This window comes from Pseudovibrio sp. Alg231-02 (assembly GCF_900143565.1).
In the GTDB taxonomy this organism is placed as follows: domain Bacteria; phylum Pseudomonadota; class Alphaproteobacteria; order Rhizobiales; family Stappiaceae; genus Pseudovibrio.
Map to the genome: position 1 here is coordinate 45,323 of NZ_FREX01000003.1, position 21,627 is coordinate 66,949.

The window sequence follows — 21,627 nt, forward strand, 5'->3', positions numbered from 1 at the left end:
AGAATGTGTTCGGATGTGAGCGACATACGGGAATTCTTGTAATATTCGAAAAGCCCTTCCTGTGAACCTGAAGTTGCTTGAGCCTCCCTCAACTGCCAATTGAGGACAGAGGCCTAAAAAAACACGCCCTATTCTGTGACAATGGGTGATGGACGTTGTACAACCCCTGAACCTAATTCCAACTACAAGCTCCAAGGAGTCGAAAATGTCAGTGCGCGTGTTCATTGATGGAGAAGCCGGAACGACGGGTCTACAGATCCGCGAGCGTCTGGCCGGGCGCCGTGACATTGAGATCCTCAGCATCGCTCCGGAGCGCCGCAAGGAGCTGGCAGCTCGTGCCGAGCTTTTGAATTCTGCTGATGTTGCGATCCTGTGCCTGCCCGATGCAGCTGCACTGGAAAGCGTGTCGCTCATTAAGAATGACAGCACCCGCGTTATTGATGCATCTTCTGCACACCGCGTTAATCCAGATTGGGCCTACGGCTTTCCTGAGATGACGAAGGATCAGGCGGAGATCATTTCCAACGCGCGTTTCGTTTCCAATCCGGGTTGTTACCCGCAAGGCGTGATCGCGACTGTCCGTCCACTGCTGGAAGCTGGGGTTATTCCGTCCACCCACGCACTCACTGTGAACGCAGTTTCCGGTTATACTGGCGGTGGCCGTCAGATGATTGAAAAGTATGAAGCCAGCGACAAGCCGTCTTCTTACTGGCCTTACGGTTTGCAGTTTGGACACAAGCATCTGCCGGAAATGCAGCTGTATGCTGACCTTGCCCATGCACCATTGTTCCAGCCAGCGGTTGGCAACTATGCGCAGGGCATGATGACATTTGTTCCGTTGCAGCTGGGACAACTGCGTAACGCACCGACAGGCAAAGACCTGCACGCTGTGCTTGATGACCATTTCTCCAGCATTGCTGGCGATGTGGAAGTCGCACCGTTTGAAAGCGTCAACGCAATTGAGGATCTGAGCCCGGAAATCTTCAACGGCACAAACAAAATGCAGCTGCACGTTTTTGCCAATGATGACCGGCACCAAGCTCTGCTGGTCGCAATCTATGACAACCTTGGCAAGGGCGCTTCCGGCGCAGCCGTCCAAAACCTGAATATTATGATGGGCCTGAACGAGAGCATTGATCTCGCTGTAGCCTAATAAAAATTAGAGAATTCCAGAGATCCGAGGAGAGTCTTCCATGGAAAAGTTTAGTACACTGACAGGCGTTGCTGCGCCGTTGCCACTGGTCAACATCGACACCGATATGATCATCCCGAAGCAGTTTCTGAAAACCATCAAGCGTTCAGGCCTTGGCACTGCACTTTTCCATGAGATGCGGACCAACGACGACGGTTCCAGGAACGAAGAGTTTGTGCTGAACAAGCCAAGCTACGAGAATGCTCAGATCCTTGTTGCTGGTGACAACTTCGGCTGCGGCTCTTCCCGTGAGCACGCGCCTTGGGCTCTGCTGGATTACGGCATTCGCTGTGTGATCTCCACCAGCTTTGCTGACATCTTCTACAACAACTGCTTTAAAAACGGTATTCTGCCGATCGTGGTGAGCCAGGAAGATCTCGACAAGCTTATGGATGATGCGTCCCGCGGCGCAAACGCGACACTGACTGTTGATCTGGAAGAGCAGGAAGTGCGCGGCCCGGATGGTGGCTCAATCAAGTTTGATCTGGACCCACACCGCAAGCATTGCCTGCTGAACGGCCTTGATGACATTGGTCAGACTTTTCAAAAGACCGACCACATCGACAGCTACGAAGACAAACTAGGACTAAGCCATCCTTGGCATTAAGCCATCATGTCAAAGCTGATGAGACAAAGGGCGCCCTGAGCGCCCTTTTTTTGTTGTCTCTCATACTGCTTGATCAATCTTCCAAGAGCTGCACGATTGCTGTGTGGCCTTTGTTGCGGGCGTAGTCGATTGGGAGGGTGCCGTTGCGGTCGGCGATGGTTTTGTCAGCTTCGGCATCAACGAGTTTCTTGACAATCGTCTGATAAGGTTCGCTGCCGTCGCCAAGAATGGTGGCCTCAAGAAGTGCGGTCCAGCCCAGGTTGTTGACATGATCAAGCGGTGCTCCAGCATCAATCAGCATGGAAACAATCTCGACAGCCCCCTGATGGCTGCCGTAGATGAGCGCAGAACCTTCATAGACAGATGTCACCATGGAAGGGTTGATCCCTAAGTCCAGAGCCAATCGTGCCAGTTCAGGGTTACTCGTGGTGATCGCGATGTTCAGCACATCACGCTTTTTGGCGTCCATCAGATTGATGTCAGCGCCGAGTTTGACCAAGTGCTCGACCAGCTCAAGATCTCCGCGTCTAGCCGCAACGATAACCGCTGTATCACCAGAGCTGTCACGGGCATCCAGTGACGCTCCGGCTTTTGCGATTTGGTCTAATGCCTTCATGTCATTCGCCTCTACTGCAGCAAAAACGTCTTGCTCTGTATAAGTTTGAGCAAGCGCAGAAGAGTTTAGCCCACCCAGCGTGAGCAGTGTAGCCACAACGGCTCCTGCAAGTACTTTACTGACTGTGTTTGGCATGGAAGCAGTTTCCTCTTTGAGTGAGACGTTGGTTAGCTCAGTCAAAGCGGCAAACTATGACTGCATAAAGGCGACATGCAGTCATATCACAAGCTGACGGCTTGATTTACAATGCGCTTTTCAAAAGATCGTGCAGATGCGTTTACGCTATATCGGCAACGACCATAGAGATGCCGACAGCAAAAACACAAAGGCTGGCAAGCATGGAGACGCGTTTGCCGTTGTTGCTGTTTGCCAGCCACACGCGGGCAGGACCGGAAACGAGGCTGCCAACACCGTAATAGACAATCAGACAGAGCAAGCTTGCCACCATACCGAAAACCAACGCGTAGAGCCAGAAAGGCATAACCTCCGGCACATAGAACTGCGGCAGCAGGGAGAAATAGAAGAGCATTCCCTTTGGGTTCAGCAAACTGGTGAGGAAGCCGAATTTCAGATCATTGGTATCTGCTGGTGCTTGTTGCTCATCTTCTGAAGTCCACATGCCGCTTGCGAAGAAGAGGCGATAGGCCAGGTACATAAGGTAGGCCAGACCTACCCAGCGGATTGCCTGAAACAGTCTTGGTTCCGCTAGGAAGAGAGACTGAAAGCCCGCCGCAACCAAGACGGTGAACACGAGATAACCAGCTGAAATTCCGAGGGATGCTTTGAGGGCAGCGGGTTTTCCGCTCGCAAGTGCCCTGCTGGTGACATACAGCATATCCGGGCCGGGCACGATAATCAGACTTAGGATGGTGATCAAAAAGAGAAGGGTATTCGCTGCCATTGAGAGTATTTTCTTATGAGAGGTTTTATTCCAAATTTTCTCCGAATATACTGCGGCGCATACCCTCCGAATATCGAATTGATTCCGAAAAATGACCTCTTCTCACCATCTCGACCGAACAGACTTCGTCATATTGGAAATTTTGCAGAATAATGCACTGCTTCCCAATAAACAGGTGGCCGCTGAGGTTAACCTGAGCCCATCGGCTTGTCATGAACGTATTAAGCGATTGAAAGACAGTGGTATTTTACAGAGTAGCCATGCGGTTGTGGACCCGAAAGCCTATGGAGTGGGCTTTGAGGCAATGTTCTTCATTCAGCTGGACAGACACGAGGCGCTGCTGGTGGAGGAATTCATGCAGGAGGTCGTTGGGTTACCGGAAGTAAAATCCGTCACGCTGATCAGTGGAGCATACGATATCGTCGCCCATCTGCGTGTTCGCGATATCGATCACCTGAAAAGCCTTGCCTTTGAAAAGTTCACAAAGCGGGCCTACATCACCAAGATCGAAAGCTCGATTATCTATGATTTTAAAGAGAGTCGTGTGCAGAAGCCGCTATAAAGGGCCGCTGGCTTAACTGCGCTTGGCAGCAACTTCTTGTTTATGGCGCTCATTGAGAGCGTCCACTTCATCCAACTTGCGACCAACGCGCGCCAAAGCGGCGGCGGCTGTCGTAAACTGGTTAGCCTTATCGACATAAAGCTTTTGCGCAGTTTCAGGGAATTCCTGCAGCATGCGGGAGAAGAGTGCGCGGCGGACACGGATCAATTCGCAATTTTCAAGTGCGACAGCGCGAGCCGGACGTTTGCCCTCAGCCATCAGCGCGTTTTCGCCGAACAGAGTACCGGGGCCGTAGGTGCCTCTGGGACGCGCGTCGCGCCCCATACCGGTTTCCAGCTGCACCTTGCCGATTGTCAGCACGATGCCACCGTCTGCCCGCTCACCCTCATTAAAAATTGTTCCACCTTTAGACACCTGCATGGTTTCCGCACTGAATGCGAGCAGGCGCAACTGGTCCTCTGAAAATTGCGAGAGGAGAGGAACGCGTCTTAAGATTTCGATGTCGCGGGCTAGACTCATAGTTCTTGGATTAGCTGCTTATGCCTCAAGGCACAAGCTTATATCCACCAGCTTCTGTCACGAGCAGCTCCGCATTGGACGGGTCACGCTCAATTTTCTGACGCAGACGGTAAATATGAGTTTCCAGCGTGTGTGTTGTGACGCCGGAGTTGTAGCCCCAAACCTCATGCAGCAGCACGTCGCGTGTCACTGGCTTTTCACCTGCACGGTAGAGGAACTTCAGGATAGAAGTTTCTTTTTCGGTCAGACGAACCTTCCCACCATTATCGTCCTGCATGGACTTTGCAGCAGGCTGGAAGGAATAACGGCCAATGGTGAACACAGCATCTTCGCTCTGTTCATGCTGACGCAGATGCGCACGAATGCGAGCAAGCAAAACAGCGAACTTGAATGGCTTGGTGACGTAGTCATTTGCGCCAGCTTCCAAACCGAGGATCGTGTCACTGTCTGTATCGTGACCGGTGAGCATGATGACTGGAGCGCCAAAGCCTGCTTTACGCAGCAACTTCACAGCTTCACGGCCATCAATGTCCGGCAGACCAACGTCCATAAGAACCAGGTCGAAGTGATCTTCTTTTGCTTTTTTGATGCCAGTCGCAGCACTGTCAGCTTGAGTGGTTTCAAATTCATCATAAAGCGACAGCTGCTCAACGAGCGCTTCGCGCAGATCGTTATCGTCATCTACAAGCAGAATTTTACGTGCAGTCATATTCTCACCCAATCACCAATCTTTGGTGCTAGCCCTAAAACTTATCTCACATAAATACATGAAGGGTTGCCGAAAAAAAGGCGAGCAAAAACGTGGTAAATCTCAAAGTTTTTCGTAAAATCTACTTCACGCGTAAGTGACCCCCGCTTTATTTGGGAGTGTTTCTCCCGGTGTTTTCCGCAGGACAACAGGTTCATAGATGCTTCCTCTCGCAGTACCCACTCCCCCCGCAAAGCTACTTAAGAAGACCCAGAAGACCCTATTTGTGCGGCATACAGGTGATGAGCCTCACTCAGGAACACTGACACTAGGCGCAGTAACATTTGCGTGTGCACTTGGACGATCTGGTTTGACGCACACAAAGCGCGAAGGTGACGGCGCAACTCCGATTGGGCGTTTTGAACTGCTGAATGTGTATTACCGCTCGGATCGCAGCTCTTGTCCAGTCACATATTTGCCAGTTTCACCCCTGTCTCAAAGCGACGGGTGGTGTGATTCTCCTCAGGATACTCTTTATAACCGCCCCGTCGATCTGCCGTTTGAGCCCAGCCATGAGAAGATGTGGCGAGATGACCGGCTTTACGACATTGTTGTCGTGCTGGATTGCAATATGTATCCGGCGGTCAAAGGCGAAGGCAGCGCAATCTTCTTTCACGTGGCACGAGAAGGCTTTTTACCGACAGAGGGATGCGTTGCGGTTTATCCGGAAGTGATGCGTGAAATCCTGAAGGAAATGGCGCCTGGGGATATAATGGAAGTCTGTGCGGATTAGTGCAAAACCAGAGAATTCGATTAGGGAGGCTTTAAAGCTGGCCTCACAATCGTCTCAGACAAGGTTTTTCCCTGCATTTTCCCTAGTAATCTAAAGTAATTTAATCCATATAGTGCCTTCTTGACGGATTACGCATGAATGGAAGCAAGCTCATGGCGGATACGCTGGTTCCCTTTTTGAAAATGAACGGTTTAGGCAATGATTTCGTGGTGTTCGATAGCCGCGCAAAGAAGGTTGTCTTAACTCCGGCGCAAATTGCAACTATCGGAGACCGCAAAAAGGGTATTGGTTTTGACCAGATGATTACGGTCGAGCCTGCAAGTTCTGATGCTTATGCCTTTATGCGCATTCACAATCGCGATGGCAGCGAAGTAGATGCTTGCGGTAACGCAACACGCTGCATTGGCCGTCTGCTAATGGGTGAAGCAGGCACTCCAAGCGTTCCTATTCAGACCAACGCTGGTTTGCTGATTGCGCATGCATCTGACAGTCAGACTTTGGTGAGCGTTGATATGGGCAGGCCTCGCCTTGAGTGGGATCAGATTCCACTGGCAGAAGAGTTTGCTGATACACGCGCCATTGAGCTACAGATCGGGCCGATTGATGCTCCGGTTCTGCACTCACCAAGCGTTGTGAATGTTGGTAATCCGCATGCGATTTTCTGGGTGGATGATATTGAAGCCCACGACCTTGAGCGATTTGGACCATTGCTTGAGTGTCATCCGATGTTCCCTGAAAAGGCGAATATCTCTCTTGCTCAGATCATTGGCGAAAACGAAATCCGCCTGAAGGTCTGGGAACGTGGTGTTGGCTTGACGCGAGCCTGTGGCACTGCAGCCTGCGCAACAGGTGTTGCAGCAGCACGGACAGGCCGGACCGCACGCAAGTGCACCGTCCATCTGCCGGGAGGACCGCTGGGTATTGAGTGGCGTGAGGACAACGACCACATCATGATGACCGGTGAAACCGCAATTGAATTCGAGGGCGAGCTCAATCTCGACACCCTCACCTACACAAAGACCGCTTCGGGGGACGCGGCAATGGAGCCTACGCAGTGAGCATTGATGTTGTGACATTTGGCTGCCGACTGAACGCTTATGAGTCGGAAGTGATGAAGCGCGAAGCAGAGGCCGCGGGCCTTAAGGATGCCGTGCTGATCAACACATGTGCCGTGACCAACGAAGCTGTCCGTCAAGCACGACAGACCATTCGCAAAACCCGCCGCGAAAATCCGGATGCACGTATTATCGTGACTGGCTGTGCGGCGCAGACAGAATCTGAAACCTTTGCCGAGATGGGCGAAGTGGATCTGGTTCTTGGTAACTCTGAAAAGCTGGAGCGCGCCTCTTATGGCCGTGTCGCTCAGTTTGGCATTGAAGAAACCGAGAAGGTGCGTGTCAACGACATTATGAGCGTGCGCGAGACTGCAGGTCACCTGATTGATGGACTGGAAGGACGCTCTCGTGCGTTTGTTCAGGTTCAGAATGGCTGTGACCATCGCTGCACCTTCTGCATCATCCCTTATGGCCGTGGTAACTCCCGCTCTGTGCCGATGGGTGTGGTCATTGACCAGATCAAACGCCTTGTCGACAACGGTTATGGCGAGATCGTTCTGACTGGCGTTGATATTACGTCCTACGGTGCTGATTTGCCGGGAACGCCTAAGCTTGGCACGCTTTGTTCCAAGATTTTGAAGATGGTGCCTGATCTTAAGCGCCTGCGTCTGTCCTCCATCGACAGCATTGAAGCCGATGATGAGTTGATGGAAGTGATTGCGCATGATCATCGCCTGATGTCGCATCTGCACCTTTCCTTGCAGGCTGGCGACAATATGATCCTGAAGCGCATGAAGCGTCGTCATTCCCGCGAAGACACGATCCAGTTCTGCGAAGACGTGCGCAAGATGCGTCCTGATGTTGTCTTTGGCGCTGACATTATTGCCGGTTTCCCAACTGAGACCGATGAGATGTTTGAGAATACCCTGCGCATCGTTGATGAGTGTGGGCTGACACATCTGCATGTGTTCCCATTCTCCCCACGTCCAGGCACTCCAGCGGCCCGTATGCCGCAGCTCGATCGCAAGATCATTAAAGAGCGCGCTGCACGCCTTCGTGAAAAGGGGCAGGAAGCTTTGCTGGCTCACCTTCGTGCTGAAGTGGGCAAGAAGCGTGAGATCCTGATTGAGCGTGAGGGACTTGGTCGCACCGAGCAATTTACTCAGGTTGAACTGGATGCGGATGTTGCCGGAAGCCTTGTCTCCGCACGCATTACAGGGCATACCGAAAGACATCTAATTGCAGAGCCTCTTGGCAAAGCAGCTTAAGCTTTTACATTTCAAAGGTATCTTTCCAGCATGAGCGAAAAGAAGCGCGGTTTTTTCAGTCGCCTGTTTGGCGGTTCCTCAGAAGAAACACAGAGCCTGCAGGAGGAAAAAGCTCCTGACAGTGCAGAGCTGCGTGAGTCTTTAGAAGGCGTTCAATCCGTTCCGCTTGACCCTGTTAAAGGCCTTGAAGAAACGGCTGAAGCAATCGCAGATGAAACTCTTGATCTGGAAAATCCAGAGCTCACACCTGAGTTGGAGCCTGCGACCGAAGAGAAAGTTTCTGATAAGCCTCATGATTTGGATGAGGCAGAAACCAAAGCTCTAGAAGAGACCGCCTACCTGGACAATGACGATCTGCATGAAGAAAATTCAGCAGACGTTGAGCCTGAGCAAGATATACTTTCCCCAAAGGTCAGCGATGATGCTGCGCCCGTTGCTGAGGATACTGCCGATGGACAACCCGTTCTCACAGATGAGATCACTGAAGCATCAGGAACAGCGGAAGGACCTGAAGAAGCAGGAAGCTCTGAAAGTGTTCGGGAAAGCGGAGGATCCGGAGGAGACGAGGAAACTGGAGCGGTCGAAGAGAGCCGAGAGGCTGAAGAAGCTGGAGAAACTCCGGGAATTGCGGAAACTGGAGAAGATGTTCCAGTAAAAACGAGCTGGTTCCAGCGTCTTAAAGCTGGGCTCTCCCGTTCTTCTAATGCCCTATCCGAGGGCATCAGCTCGATCTTCACCAAGCGCAAGCTGGATGCAGATACTCTTGAAGAGCTGGAAGATATTCTGATTCAAGCAGACCTTGGCATTGATACAGCGATTGCGATTACCGACCGTGTATCTGATGGTCGCTATGATAAGGAAATTTCAGGCGAGGAAGTCCGCAGCATCCTTGCTGAAGAAATTGAAAGCGTCTTAGAACCTGTTGCTAAACCGCTGGACCTTGAAAGCGGTCATAAACCACACATCGTCTTGATGGTTGGCGTAAACGGTACAGGCAAAACCACCACAATCGGTAAGCTATCATCTCTGCTGCATGAGCAGGGTAAGAAAGTGATGCTCGCAGCGGGCGACACATTCCGCGCTGCAGCTGTTGAACAGCTGAAAATTTGGGGTGAGCGCACTGGCGCTGAAGTTGTGGCGCGCGATACCGGCGCAGATGCTGCTGGCTTAGCTTACGATGCCGTTGATGCCGCTCTCAGCAACGACACGGATGTGCTGTTGATTGATACCGCTGGCCGTTTGCAGAACAAAGCTGAGCTGATGGATGAGCTTGAGAAGATCATTCGTGTGATCCGCAAGCGCGTTCCTGATGCACCGCATACCACTTTGCTAACCCTTGATGCGACCACAGGCCAGAATGCTCTTTCTCAGGTGGAGATTTTCGGCAAGGTTGCTGGTGTAACTGGTCTTGTGATGACCAAGCTGGACGGCACAGCACGTGGCGGTATTCTGGTGGCGATTGCCCGTAAATACGGCCTGCCAGTGCACTTCATTGGCGTGGGTGAAGGCGTAGAAGACCTTGAGCCATTCTCAGCAAAAGACTTTGCAGCAGCGATTGCTGGCAAAGATCACGAACAAGACTAACTAAGCTATGTGATTTGGGAAGGCGTCTTTCGCCTTTCCACTCCTACCTACTTTCAGGTCATTTTCTTCAAGTTCATTGGACACGCCAGAGCAATCAGATAGACTGGTGCTTCTGTTGCCCTGCCATCAATTTGTGAGCTCTTCCATGACACTTGAGTATCTTCTGACCTCCTTCATTGTTGTTCTGTTGCCCGGCACAGGTGTGCTTTACACGATTGCTATCGGGCTTGGGAAAGGGCTTAAGCCAAGTGTTGCTGCTGCGTTTGGTTGTACGCTCGGGATTGTTCCGGCAGCTTTGGCAAGTATTATTGGGGTGGCAGCGATCTTTCATAGCAGCGCCCTTGCTTTTCAGATCCTGAAGTATCTTGGGGTTGCTTATCTGCTTTACATGTCATGGAGCATCCTGCGCAGTGGTGGCGCACTGGAAGTGAGTGGTGAAAGCCGCGAGAGAACTCTTTATCGCACCGCACTCGACGGTATTCTGCTCAACGTGCTGAACCCGAAACTGTCTCTGTTTTTCCTCGCTTTCCTCCCTCAGTTCGTTTCTCCTGGCAGTGCAAATGCTACATCTGCTCTGCTCTTCCATGCCTTTGTTTTTATGGCGCTTACATTTGTTGTTTTCATCGGGTACGGCGCAATGGCGTCGCTGGCCCGCGATTATGTGATCAACCGACCAAAAGTTATGGCTTGGCTCAAACGAGGTTTTGCAGCTACGTTTGGCGCGCTTGGTGTTAAGCTGGCACTCTCTGAGAACTGATAGGCTTCCTGCATTTCTGGAACAACAAACTACTGGAACACAATGGAAAATTTAAAACTCAGGTTCCCGCCTGTGGCTGTCTTCTTTAGCTTTGCGGTTATCATCTGGATGGTTGCAACACTGCTTCCCGGAGATATCAATCTGCATGGTGCAGAGACAGCATTTCTTGTGATTGGCATCGGAGCTGGTGGTTATTTTGGAGTGACCGGGCTCTCTGAGTTCCGCAGAGCGCGGACGACAACGAGCCCTTCGCACCCTGAAAATGCGAGTGCGATTGTGTCTGACGGAATTTACTCCAAAACACGTAATCCGATGTATTTGGGCTTGCAGTTCATTCTGTTGGGATGGGCCATCTTTCAGGGGAACCTGTTCGCTATTCCAGTTGCTCTGGGTTTTGCTGTCTATATCACCCTCTTCCAGATCAAACCTGAAGAAGACCTTTTAGAAGAGAACTTTGGTCAAGAGTACCTTGCCTACAAAGCACGCGTCCGGCGCTGGATGTAAGTTCTCCGCACGATGCACAAGCGCTTTGCCTTGAATGCTTCAACCTCCACTTCCTTTTGTTACCCTATGGTAAGAATGCACAAGTAGTGTCCCTAGCGTGATACTGGCCGTTGATCCAAAAGAAACAACAAAAGGGAGATCCTGATGGCCGTGCTTATGAAGTTCAAAGGTGTCAAGCAAGTCTATAGCGACATCAGCAAAATTGAAACGGCCTTAACTAAGGCAAAAGTAGATGAAAAAGTCCAGACAGCATTTATGAAGCAATTGACGCAAAAACGTCGAGATGTGGAAGATACTTTTCTGGATGAAGTGAACAACGACCCGAAGTTGAAAAAATTCGAAGCCAAATTTACTCACTCTGATGGTGGTTATGGCAAAGAACTTAAAGCCGCCGCGGAGCGGCTTCAGATACAACTTGTTTTCGCAAGTGGAAAAGTTTCTCTCAAGATCGGCAAGAGTGTAGCTGTCTCAAGTTAGCAGCAGTTCGACTTTATTTGTTTCACAACCATGGCCGAATGTTCGGCCATGGGTAAGTTCTTATTGCTCATTGAGCAGAGGCAGCAGCACATCAAGAGCTGATGACGCCCTCAATTGCTTCCAGACGGAATGCAGCAGCCATCAGGGCCTTGGTGTACTCGGTCTGCGGATTGTCAAAGACCTCGTCTGACGTCCCCGCCTCCATCACCTTGCCATGCTGCATAACGACCACATCATTGGCGAGTGCACGGACGACCTTAAGGTCGTGCGAGATGAACAGATACGCCAAGCCATGAGCCTTTTGCAGATCGCGGAGCAGGTCGACAACCTGCGCCTGAACGCTCATATCCAACGCTGACGTTGGTTCATCCAGCATCACAAACTTTGGCTCAAGCACCATTGCTCGCGCAATCGAGATACGCTGTCGCTGTCCACCTGAGAATTCATGCGGATAACGGAACCTCGTAGCTGCATCCAACCCCACTTCTTCCAGCGCACCTGCAACTTTGGCTTCCCGTTCTTTGGCCGTGAGGTTGGGCATGTGGATCTTGAGGCCTTCGCCAACAATCTCCGAGACTGACATACGCGGCGACAGGGAGCCGAATGGATCCTGAAACACGATTTGCATATCCCGGCGCAGCGGACGCATCTGCTTCCACGAGTGTTCCTGAACATCAGAGCCATTGAAGCTGATCTGACCATTTGAGGAGATCATACGCAGGATCGCAAGACCCAGCGTGGTCTTGCCTGACCCACTTTCGCCCACAATGCCCAATGTCTGCCCAGCGCGAACGGTCACATCAATGCCATCAACTGCTTTAATGTGGCTGACTGTTTTACGCAGGAAGCCGCGTTTGACGGGAAACCAGACCTTGAGGTCTTTGGCTTCCATGACAATTGGCTGGCTGGTATCGCCGGCAGGTGGATGCCCTTTAGGTTCTGCTGCCAGCAGATGCTGGGTGTATTCGTGCTGAGGGCTTTCGAAAATATCTTCGGTATCGCCGTGTTCGACGATTTTGCCCTGTGTCATCACACAAACACGATCAGAGATCCGGCGAACAATGCCGAGGTCGTGCGTGATGAAGAGCATGGCCATGCCTGTGCTCTTCTGCAGGTCTTTCAGCAGTTGCAGGATTTGCGCCTGAACCGTGACATCAAGTGCTGTTGTCGGTTCATCCGCGATCAACAAGTCCGGCTCGTTTGCCAATGCCATGGCGATCATGACACGTTGACGCTGACCACCGGAGAGCTGGTGCGGATAGGACTTCAGGCGTTCTTCCGGATTTGGAATGCCGACCTGATCCAACAGTTCCAGCACGCGCTTTCTGGCGTTGGTGTCCCCAAGTCCACGGTGGATTTTCAGGATTTCAGCGATTTGCTGTTCTATGGTGTGTAGCGGGTTCAGTGAGCTCATTGGCTCCTGAAAGATCATGGAGATCTTGTTGCCACGCACACGGCGCATTTCACTTTCGGTCGCTGCTATCAGGTCTTCACCCTGATAGACGATCTTGCCAGTTGGATGACTTGCAGCCGGATAGGGCAAAAGCTTGAGTACGGACAGTGCTGAAACAGATTTGCCTGAGCCACTTTCGCCCACAAGTGCGACGGTCTCGCCTTCCTTGATGTCGAAAGAGATCTGGTCAACGGCGAGATTTTCCTTTTCGCCTTGCTGGAAGGCGATGGAAAGGTCCTCAACAGAGAGGAGCGTTTGATCATCAGTCATATGCGATCCTCCCTTCTTCAGTTCATCGTTTTACGTGGATCAAAGGCGTCGCGAACCGCTTCACCGATGAAGATCAACAGGCTGAGCATAATCGACAGGACGAAGAAGCCTGTCATGCCAAGCCACGGCGCCTGAAGGTTGTTCTTACCCTGCTTGAGCAGCTCACCCAGCGAGGCGGAGCCCGGAGGCAAGCCGAAGCCGAGGAAGTCCAGCGCTGTCAACGTGGAGATGGACCCATTCAGGATGAACGGCATGAATGTAAGCGTTGCGACCATCGCGTTTGGCAGCAGATGGCGGCGCATGATCGTACCATTGGAAACGCCTAAAGCTCGCGCAGCGGAGATGTACTCGAAGTTCCTGCCTCTCAGGAACTCCGCCCGGACGACACCAACCAAGGCCACCCATGAGAAGGCGAGCAGGATTGAGAACAGGATCCAGAATCCTGGCGTCAGTACCGACGAAATAATCAAGATGAGGTAGAGCGTCGGCATTGCCGTCCAGATTTCAATGAAGCGCTGTAAACCGAGGTCAACCCAACCACCGTAGAAGCCTTGCACGGCGCCGGCCCCAATGCCGATGACGGAGGATGCCAGTGTTAGCGCCAGACCGAAGAGCACGGAGATACGGAAACCGTAGACAAGGCGGGCGAGGACATCACGGCCCTGATCATCAGTGCCGAGCCAGTTCCAGTTGCCGATTGTACAGTTTGGATCGTTTACACCCTCTGCATAACGCTCACAGCGCAGTTCCTTATCCATCATCCAGCTTGGAGGAGCTGGGGCCGGGACCGGGATTTCATTGTTGACCGTCTGGTAGGAATAACGGATCGGAGGCCAGAGGATCCAACCGTTGGCGTCGATCTCTTCCTGAATGAATGGATCACGATAATCCGTTGTTGCAAGGAAACCGCCGAACTTTTCCTCCGGGTAGTCCGTAAAGACCGGCATGAGCAGCTCGCCCTTATAGGAAACCAGGATTGGGCGGTCGTTGGTGATGAATTCTGCGCCCAGTGCGAGCACAAACAGGACGAGGAATATCCAGAGAGACCAGTACCCACGCTTGTTGGCTTTGAAGTTTTGCAGGCGGCGCTGGTTGAGAGGAGACAGTTTTTGCCGCTTTTCAGGCGGTTGCGTCTGCTCTGGCAGCGGATTGATTGTTTCGTAGCCCTGATCTTGAAGGCGTTTTTCGAGTTGTGTGTCCATTGCTCGTTACACCTCCCGGCTTTCGAAATCGATCCGGGGATCAATCCAGGTGTAGGTGAGGTCCGAGACCAAATTCACAATCAAACCCATCAACGAGAAAATATAAAGCGTGGCGAACATAACTGCATAGTCGCGGTTGAGCGCTGACTCGAAGCCTAGCAAGCCAAGGCCATCCAGCGAGAAGATCGTCTCAATGAGGAGCGAGCCTGCAAAGAACGCCGAGATGAACGCACCCGGAAAGCCAGCGACAACGATGAGCATCGCATTGCGGAAGACATGGCCATAAAGCACCTGACGCTCTGTCAGGCCTTTGGCGCGGGCAGTTTGAACGTACTGCTTTCGGATCTCATCGAGGAAAGAGTTCTTCGTCAAAAGCGTTGTTGTTGCAAAGGCGGAGAGCGCCATCGCAGTCAATGGCAAGACCAGATGCCAGAAGTAGTCGAGGATCCGTTGTGGCCATGACATATCGCTCCAGCCCTCTGAGGTGAGACCTCGGAGTGGGAAGAAGTCCCAGAAGGAGCCACCGGCAAAGAGAACAATCAGCATGATTGCAAACAGGAAGCCCGGGATTGCATAACCAACAATGATGATGCTGGAGGTCCAGACATCAAACGAGGTGCCGTCTTTTACTGCTTTACGAATGCCGAGGGGGATCGAGATGCCATAGGAGATGAGCGTCATCCATAGGCCCAGTGAGATCGATACCGGCAGCTTTTCGACAATCAGATCAACAACAGCAATGTCACGGAAATAGCTTTCGCCGAAATTGAAGGTCGCGTAGTCCAAGATCAAGCGCCCGAAACGCTCCAGAGGAGGTTTATCGAAGCCAAACTGGACCTCGAGTTCCTTGATGAACTCCGGATCAAGACCCTGTGCTCCTCGATATTTCGATCCTGCACTGTCTCCGCCGCCCTGATTGGCTGCGGCAGAACTTCCAAAATCACTTCCACCACCCGAAATGCGGCTGGTTGCGGATACACTATCCCCTTGCAATTGAGCGATAACTTGCTCAATCGGTCCGCCTGGTGCGAACTGAATAATGACAAAGTTGATTGCCATGATGCCGATAAGGGTCGGGATCATCAAAAGCAATCTACGCAGAATATAGGCGCCCATGGGCTTCTTTTGTCCCTAATTTTCCTTGCCGATGCGAGCGGCTTTTTCTGAATCCACCCACCACGTCGCTTCTACGGGGAAGGCATATGCCGGCATATCATTCGGAATGCCGAACATGTCCCAGACAGCTACTGTGTGGAAGGCTTTGAACCACTGCGGCACCCAGTAATAGCCTGCGCGCAGAACTCTATCCAATGCTCTGGCAGCGGTTATCATTTCCTCACGCGAGGATGCATTCAGCGCCTTATCCACCAAATCGTCGACAGCAGGCACCTTGATGCCCGAGAGATTGTAAGATCCGAAGGTTTCCGCAGAAGACGATGTCCAGAAGTTGCGGATGCTCGGCCCGAGTGTCGGTGTCAGAGAAAAACGATGCCCGACAATGTCATAATCGAAATCATCTACACGCTTCTGGAACTGTGCCGGATCAACGACACGGAAGCTTGCTTCAATGCCTAACAGTCTGAGATTCTTGACATATGGCAGCACAATTCGTTCGAAAGCAGGCGAGTTGGAAAGGAATTCCATTTGCAGCTGCTTTCCGTCAGGCCCGATCAGTTGCTCACCGCGTCTGTAGTAGCCTGCCTCTTTGAGCAGAAGCGAGGCTTCTCTGAGGAGTTTGCGATCCTGACCAGAGCCATTGGAAACCGGTTGCGTGATCGCTTCGCCAAAGACCCCTTCTGGCAGGTCTTTCTTGTAGGACTCAAGCAGGGCCAGTTCGGCATCGCTTGGCAGACCAACAGCCTTCATCTCCGAGTTTTCGAAGAACGACTGGGTTCGGGTGTACAGATCATAAAACAGGGCGGAATTTGACCACTCAAAGTCGAAGGCGTAGCCGAGCGCTTCACGGACCTTGGGATTGGAGAACTTTTCTTTGCGCGAGTTGAGGAACCAGCCTTGCGCCCCTGATGGGAGGCGGATGGCAAACTCTTTCTTGGCAACACGTCCCTCTGTCAATGCAGGGAAGTTGTATTCCGTCGCCCAGGTCTTGGAGGAAAACTCCTCATGGAACGTTAAGCGGCCTTTCTTGAAGGCTTCAAATGTTGCTTGTCGATCGCGGAAGAAGTCGAGGCGAATGATCTCGAAATTGTGGTGGCCATTGGTTACTGGCAGGTCTTTTGCCCAGTAATTCTCTACCTTTTTGTACTCAATATACCGGCCAATCTCATAGCGTCCGACCATATATGGCCCCGAGGACAACGGCGGTGTCAGTGTTGACGCCTCGAAGTTGTAGCGGGTGTAGTACGCTTTTGAGAGGATAGGGAGAGTTGCTATCAATAAGGGAAGTTGCCTGCTGTGATTACCTGAAAAAGAGACCGTGACAGTGTGTTCATCAGGTGCGGTCGCAGAGACCATTTCCTTGATGGACTGGCTGATAATCGGGTGCCCTTTTTCCTTCAGAAGGTTCAGACTGAAGGCAACATCTTCTGCATTGAGCATTGATCCGTCATGGAACCGGGCTTCTGGCCTAATTTTGAAGGTGACGAAGTTGCCGTCTTCAGAGACCAGAGCGCTTTCGGCCACCAGACCATATACGGCATCCGGCTCATCATAGGCACGCACCATCAGGCTATCAAAACAGAGCTCCATACGCGGTGGGGCATCTCCTTTGAGGATGAAGGTGTTGAACGTGTTGAAGGTCTGCGGGTTCTGATTGTAGCCCCAGCTCGGCGCAGTCATGGCGATTTTGCCACCAACCGGAGCTTCCGGATTGACGTAGTCAAACGCCGTGAAATCCTTTGGGTACTTCAGATCACCAAAGACAGAGAGGCCGTGGCTTAAGGTTCCCGCCTGAACCGGCAGGGCTCCACCGGGCACCAGAAAGGCTGCCGCAGTGGCCGCGCTGAAGTGCAGGAAGCTACGTCTACTGATTTGGCTAAGCGTCATCAATTGGCCTCCTCTATCTTCTTGGCTTTTTCTTCGTCCCACCACCAAACGGTTGGGAAACCTATGGAGAATTCAGGAAGCTGTTTTGGGTGTGCGAAACGATCCCACCGCGCAACGCGGCTGAATGGAGATGTCCAACCAGGAACAACGTATTGCTCCCACATCAGGATACGGTCCAAAGCCTTGGTTGCTGCAACCAGCTCGTCACGATCATCAGAGTTGATAATGATATCAATCAGCTCGTCGATGGCAGGGTTTTTGATACCCGCATAGTTTTGAGAGGCTTCGCTGTCTGCTGCATTTGAGCCCCAATACTCTCTCTGCTCGTTGCCCGGAGAGAGAGACTGCGCCCAGCCGGTATAGATCATACCGAAATCACGGCTACGGACGCGGTTGACATATTGCGAGCTGTCGACGACGCGCAGCTGCAGGTCGATACCAAGTTTCTTCAGCGAGGCCTGATAACGAAGAGCTACACGCTCAAAGCGGCCACCATTCATCAGGTATTCGATTGTGAATGGTTCACCAGTCTCTTTGTTGACGAGCTTACCTTGCTTTTGCACGTAGCCAGCTTCTTTAAGAAGGCCGATTGCCTTTCTCAGGTTGGAGCGCTCCTGACGGGAATCTTCGGATACCGGGTTCTCGTAGGGCTCTGTAAAGACGGCTTCAGGCACTGGCGCTTTCAAAGACTTCAGAATTTCCAGCTCACGCCCCTCTGGCAGGCCTGCAGATGCGAGCTTTGTTCCATCGAAGTAGCTGGTGAAACGGCTGTATTGATCAAAGAAGATCGTGCGGTTCATTTCCTGGAAATTCAAGGCATAGTTCAGTGCCCGGCGCACCCGGCGATCCTGAAACTTCTCTTTGCGGGTGTTGAGAATAAAGCCCAGCATCAAGCCACTACCACGATACGTCTGCGGGAACTTTTCCAGCACGACATGGTTGGCTTTCACAGCAGGAATATCGTAGGCGGTTGCCCAGTTCTTTGCCGTGGTTTCCGTGCGCCAGTCAAAACGGTCAGCCTTAAAGGCTTCAAGCTGCACGGTTTCGTCGCGGTAGTAATCGTAGGCGATTGTGTCGAAGTTGTTGGAACCAACATTCACATTCAGATCTTGCCCCCAATAGTCGTCAACGCGCTCAAATGAGATTGAACGCCCTGGTACGACTTCTCCAATACGGTACGGACCAGAGCCGAGAGGCACTTCCAAGGTGCTTCTGGAAATGTCACGCACATTTCCAGAGGCATCTTTCTCATTCCACCAATGCTTTGGCATGATGTAGAGCGAACCAAGGATTTGCGGGGCTTCTCTGTTACCCGGTTTATCGAAGTTGAAGCGGATCTCTGTCGGGCTCAGAATGTCGTAGCCCGTAACATGACGATAATAGTATTTTCTGGAAGGATCTTGCGTGGTCCATTGATCGAATGACCATCCCACATCTTCTGTGGTGATTGGTTTGCCATCGTGCCAGCGTGCATCAGGGCGTAAGCGATAGACCACCCACGCAAAGTCTTCGGGATACTTCATCGCATCAGCGATCAAGCCATATTCAGTCGAGGACTCGCTCATTGATGGGGTCATCAGGGTATCGTAGATGAGGCCCAGCCCGCCTACACGAATGCCCTTTGATGCCACAAGGTTCAAACTGTCAAAGGTGCCGGTTGCCGAGAGGCGCACCCTGCCCCCTTTGGGAGCATCTGGATTGACATAGGGGAAGTGCGCGAAACCTTCCGGCATCTGAGGAGCACTGATGAGGGAGTCTGCATACCGCCATTCAGGCTCACTGGTTTCAGCAATTGCTGCGGAGGATGTCAGGCTTGCAATGGCAAGCGCCAAACCTGTCAGTGAGCTATATAGTCTGGTACGCACAGCATTCCTCCATAAATACAATCAGTAGTTCTAGCGTAGAAAAAACACCACGCGCTGAAAATTGAACTTTTCTTGCAGCTTTCAGCCAAACTTAAACTAAGATTACGGCTGAAAACACTTCCGCTACAACGTCTTTTGCCAAGATGACAAAAATTTAACTGGAAGAAACGAGGAAAAGGTTAGCATTCACGCAAATTCAGACAATAAAAAAGCCGGGATCAAATCCCGGCTCTTTAACAATTCTACCCTCACATATGTGGGAGGGATATCAATTCAATATTAATTGATCGGTACTGGGTTGTCTGAAAGTGAACGCAGGTAAGCGATCAGGTCAGCACGTGGCTTGTCTTTCTTCAGACCAGCGTAGCCCATGGATGTACCAGAAACATGTTTCTTAGGTGCTTTGATGAACTCGTTGAGCTGCTCAAAGGACCACTCAGGATTGTTTGCCGCAAATTCCTGCATCGCTGAGGAATAAGAGAAGCCATCATGAGATGCAGGTGCGCGACCTACAACACCCCAGAGACCCGGGCCAACTTTGTTTTTTCCACCCTGATCGAAGGTGTGACAAGCTGCACATTTTTTAGCTTGTTTCGCACCAGCATCCGCAGAAGCAGTGGTGAGCAGCTCTTCAATTGAGACGACCTTGACTTCTTCCGCAGCTTCATCACCTGCGCCGTTGTCGGCACCAGCGACTTCAATCTCAAAACCGCGTTTCTCGTTTCCATGAGGCGCAAAGATGACTTCCGTCAAAACATTCAGGCCCATGAATACAACCAAGGCGAACAGAATTGCGCCGGCAATTTTGTTCAGTTCAAACGAATTCATAGCTCACACGCTCCGAATATTTGGTTAGGCTAGCCTTCATGCAGCAGGCACGGCACCTAACTCGATATGTGTATTTTGCTGGGAAACTACAGTTATTTTCGGGCACTTGTCCATAATTTAATTAGTGTTTTTCCTAGGTCTTTTGCAGTGATGTGGACCACAGGTTGATGTTTGAGAGCTCAAAAAACCAAGGAACACAACAACTCTCGCCGGTCAGCAGTTTAAAATGGCTATAAACTACTGATTTATTCGAGGATATCCCGCTCAGGCGAATTCAGATTGCAGTGAAGGCGCAGCGCAACCAATTTACCTGAACTCAAGAGAATGCGACAAAATATCACACCAAAGCGCTTTTAGATCTGGGGATTTCATTGCAGAGCGCTCAACAGGACCGCAAACGCGTTCATTCTTGAGGTCTTTTCACCTTAAGTTTCGCCTCTGAGTATTATTAAGGTTTGCAATCCCTCACATCTAGGGCAATTTGTGCGAGGGGCTTTTTCGCGACTGTTGGCGAAGCCTCAAATGTATCAGGTTTCTAAATTGCCGTGAGTATAGTGATGTCAGATCAGCGCAAAGTCGTGTTTCAAGGAGAAGTGGGAGCTAACTCCCATATGGCGTGCAACGCCGTTTACCCAGAGTACCAAGCTATCCCTTGCGCGACTTTTGAAGACTGCTTCCACGCGATCGAGACCGGAGAAGCAGAACTTGGCATGATCCCGATCGAAAATTCGGTTGCGGGACGCGTTGCGGACATTCACCACCTGCTTCCTCGCAGCAATCTGCACATCATCGGCGAATACTTCATGCCGATTCGGTTTCAGCTGATGGGCATCAAAGGCACCAAGCTGGAAGAGCTGAAGAGTGTTCAAAGCCATATCATGGGGCTTGGACAATGCCGAAACTTCATTCGCGATCATAACCTTAAGCCGATTATTGGCGCTGACACAGCTGGATCCGCACGCCAGGTTGTTGAAGGTGGCGACAAAACAATCGGGGCCTTTGCTCCAGAGCTTGCGGCTGATGTTTATGGTCTGGATATCCTCGCACGTGATTGTGAAGACGCTGCCCATAACACGACCCGTTTCGTGATCCTCTCTCGCGAGAAAAAGCAGACTGCGAACACTGGCCAGCCGATCATCACGACTTTTATTTTCCGCGTTCGAAACGTTTCTGCTGCTCTTTACAAAGGGTTAGGCGGTTTTGCGACCAACAACGTCAACATGACGAAGCTGGAATCCTATCAGCTTGAAGGTCAGTTTTTCGCCTCCATGTTTTACGCAGATATTGAAGGACACCCAGAAGAACCCAACGTAGCCCTTGCACTTGAGGAGCTGGCGTTTTATTCGACTGAACTGAATATTCTTGGGGTGTACAACGCTAGCCCGTTCCGCGAAAAAATTCGGGAACCTGAGGCTAACCGTGCTTTGCGTCCTACACCAGGGAAATAACAGTTGTAGGCCTTGCTCCAACGGTGAGTCACCTA

The 21,627-nt window shown here is 51.5% G+C and carries 21 protein-coding genes; 11 read left to right on the forward strand and 10 right to left on the reverse strand.

Annotated elements, in window-relative coordinates; genetic code table 11:
* Positions 1–205: 205 nt before the first annotated feature.
* Positions 206–1,153, forward strand: coding sequence for an N-acetyl-gamma-glutamyl-phosphate reductase (gene argC / locus DHN43_RS09760; protein ID WP_063286369.1), 948 nt, complete (start codon positions 206–208; stop codon positions 1,151–1,153).
* Positions 1,154–1,193: 40 nt separating this feature from the next.
* Positions 1,194–1,799, forward strand: coding sequence for a 3-isopropylmalate dehydratase small subunit (gene leuD, locus DHN43_RS09765; protein ID WP_057463042.1), 606 nt, complete (start codon positions 1,194–1,196; stop codon positions 1,797–1,799).
* A 73-nt stretch (positions 1,800–1,872) separates the two neighbouring features.
* On the opposite strand, the gene DHN43_RS09770 is transcribed toward leuD, so the two are convergent.
* Together DHN43_RS09770 and DHN43_RS09775 are read right to left on the reverse strand one after the other, a co-directional pair.
* The gene (locus tag DHN43_RS09770) at positions 1,873–2,550 is read right to left on the reverse strand and encodes an ankyrin repeat domain-containing protein (RefSeq protein WP_108818493.1); all 678 of its coding nucleotides are present in this window, start codon (positions 2,548–2,550) and stop codon (positions 1,873–1,875) included.
* A 142-nt stretch (positions 2,551–2,692) separates the two neighbouring features.
* Complete coding sequence (locus DHN43_RS09775; protein WP_057463043.1) at positions 2,693–3,316, reverse strand: LysE family translocator; 624 nt, start codon at positions 3,314–3,316, stop codon at positions 2,693–2,695.
* A gap of 91 nt (positions 3,317–3,407) precedes the next feature.
* On the opposite strand from DHN43_RS09775, the gene DHN43_RS09780 reads away from it, so the two are divergent.
* Positions 3,408–3,878 carry an Lrp/AsnC family transcriptional regulator gene (locus DHN43_RS09780; protein ID WP_082596803.1) on the forward strand — a complete coding sequence of 157 codons (471 nt, stop codon included), beginning with the start codon at positions 3,408–3,410 and terminating at the stop codon, positions 3,876–3,878.
* Positions 3,879–3,890: 12 nt separating this feature from the next.
* On the opposite strand, the gene DHN43_RS09785 is transcribed toward DHN43_RS09780, so the two are convergent.
* A complete protein-coding gene (locus tag DHN43_RS09785) occupies positions 3,891–4,328 on the reverse strand; it encodes a cyclic nucleotide-binding domain-containing protein (protein WP_208980539.1) in 438 nt (145 codons plus the stop codon).
* 94 nt (positions 4,329–4,422) lie between these two features.
* Positions 4,423–5,106, reverse strand: coding sequence for a response regulator transcription factor (locus DHN43_RS09790; RefSeq protein WP_063286368.1), 684 nt, complete (start codon positions 5,104–5,106; stop codon positions 4,423–4,425).
* Between the two features lie 265 nt (positions 5,107–5,371).
* Here DHN43_RS09790 and DHN43_RS09795 point away from each other — a divergent pair, with 265 nt between their 5' ends.
* The 7 genes from DHN43_RS09795 to DHN43_RS09825 all read left to right on the forward strand — a co-directional run bounded on the left by DHN43_RS09795 (position 5,372) and on the right by DHN43_RS09825 (position 11,523).
* Positions 5,372–5,878 carry a L,D-transpeptidase family protein gene (locus DHN43_RS09795; protein ID WP_244306701.1) on the forward strand — a complete coding sequence of 169 codons (507 nt, stop codon included), beginning with the start codon at positions 5,372–5,374 and terminating at the stop codon, positions 5,876–5,878.
* 152 nt (positions 5,879–6,030) lie between these two features.
* Positions 6,031–6,936, forward strand: a complete 906-nt coding sequence (gene dapF, locus DHN43_RS09800; protein WP_208995163.1) for a diaminopimelate epimerase — start codon at positions 6,031–6,033, stop codon at positions 6,934–6,936.
* A complete protein-coding gene (gene mtaB, locus DHN43_RS09805; protein ID WP_108818494.1) occupies positions 6,933–8,201 on the forward strand; it encodes a tRNA (N(6)-L-threonylcarbamoyladenosine(37)-C(2))-methylthiotransferase MtaB in 1,269 nt (422 codons plus the stop codon). The genes dapF and mtaB overlap by 4 nt, the downstream gene beginning before the upstream one ends.
* Before the next feature lie 30 nt (positions 8,202–8,231).
* On the forward strand, positions 8,232–9,785 hold the full coding sequence (gene ftsY, locus DHN43_RS09810; protein WP_057463048.1) for a signal recognition particle-docking protein FtsY: 1,554 nt from the start codon (positions 8,232–8,234) through the stop codon (positions 9,783–9,785).
* A gap of 145 nt (positions 9,786–9,930) precedes the next feature.
* Positions 9,931–10,542 carry a LysE family translocator gene (locus DHN43_RS09815; protein WP_108818495.1) on the forward strand — a complete coding sequence of 204 codons (612 nt, stop codon included), beginning with the start codon at positions 9,931–9,933 and terminating at the stop codon, positions 10,540–10,542.
* Positions 10,543–10,584: 42 nt separating this feature from the next.
* Complete coding sequence (locus tag DHN43_RS09820) at positions 10,585–11,046, forward strand: methyltransferase family protein (protein WP_108818496.1); 462 nt, start codon at positions 10,585–10,587, stop codon at positions 11,044–11,046.
* Positions 11,047–11,190: 144 nt separating this feature from the next.
* The gene (locus tag DHN43_RS09825) at positions 11,191–11,523 is read left to right on the forward strand and encodes a hypothetical protein (RefSeq protein ID WP_108818497.1); all 333 of its coding nucleotides are present in this window, start codon (positions 11,191–11,193) and stop codon (positions 11,521–11,523) included.
* Positions 11,524–11,614: 91 nt separating this feature from the next.
* On the opposite strand, the gene DHN43_RS09830 is transcribed toward DHN43_RS09825, so the two are convergent.
* The 6 genes from DHN43_RS09830 to DHN43_RS09855 form a co-directional block, all read right to left on the reverse strand.
* Complete coding sequence (locus DHN43_RS09830) at positions 11,615–13,246, reverse strand: ABC transporter ATP-binding protein (RefSeq protein WP_108818498.1); 1,632 nt, start codon at positions 13,244–13,246, stop codon at positions 11,615–11,617.
* A 17-nt stretch (positions 13,247–13,263) separates the two neighbouring features.
* Positions 13,264–14,448: an ABC transporter permease gene (locus tag DHN43_RS09835; protein WP_063294293.1), complete on the reverse strand. Its 1,185-nt coding sequence runs from the start codon at positions 14,446–14,448 to the stop codon at positions 13,264–13,266.
* Between the two features lie 6 nt (positions 14,449–14,454).
* A complete protein-coding gene (locus DHN43_RS09840) occupies positions 14,455–15,564 on the reverse strand; it encodes a microcin C ABC transporter permease YejB (RefSeq protein WP_063286361.1) in 1,110 nt (369 codons plus the stop codon).
* Between the two features lie 15 nt (positions 15,565–15,579).
* Positions 15,580–17,451, reverse strand: coding sequence for an ABC transporter substrate-binding protein (locus tag DHN43_RS09845; protein ID WP_108818499.1), 1,872 nt, complete (start codon positions 17,449–17,451; stop codon positions 15,580–15,582).
* Positions 17,451–19,316 (reverse strand): extracellular solute-binding protein, encoded by a 1,866-nt coding sequence (locus DHN43_RS09850; RefSeq protein WP_208995165.1) that lies wholly within the window; start codon positions 19,314–19,316, stop codon positions 17,451–17,453. Before DHN43_RS09850 ends, DHN43_RS09845 begins: the two co-directional genes overlap by 1 nt.
* A gap of 279 nt (positions 19,317–19,595) precedes the next feature.
* A complete protein-coding gene (locus DHN43_RS09855) occupies positions 19,596–20,144 on the reverse strand; it encodes a c-type cytochrome (RefSeq protein ID WP_063294296.1) in 549 nt (182 codons plus the stop codon).
* A 557-nt stretch (positions 20,145–20,701) separates the two neighbouring features.
* Here DHN43_RS09855 and DHN43_RS09860 point away from each other — a divergent pair.
* Entirely contained in the window at positions 20,702–21,592 is an 891-nt protein-coding gene (locus DHN43_RS09860) for a prephenate dehydratase (RefSeq protein ID WP_057463058.1), read from the forward strand.
* Positions 21,593–21,627: the final 35 nt, after the last annotated feature.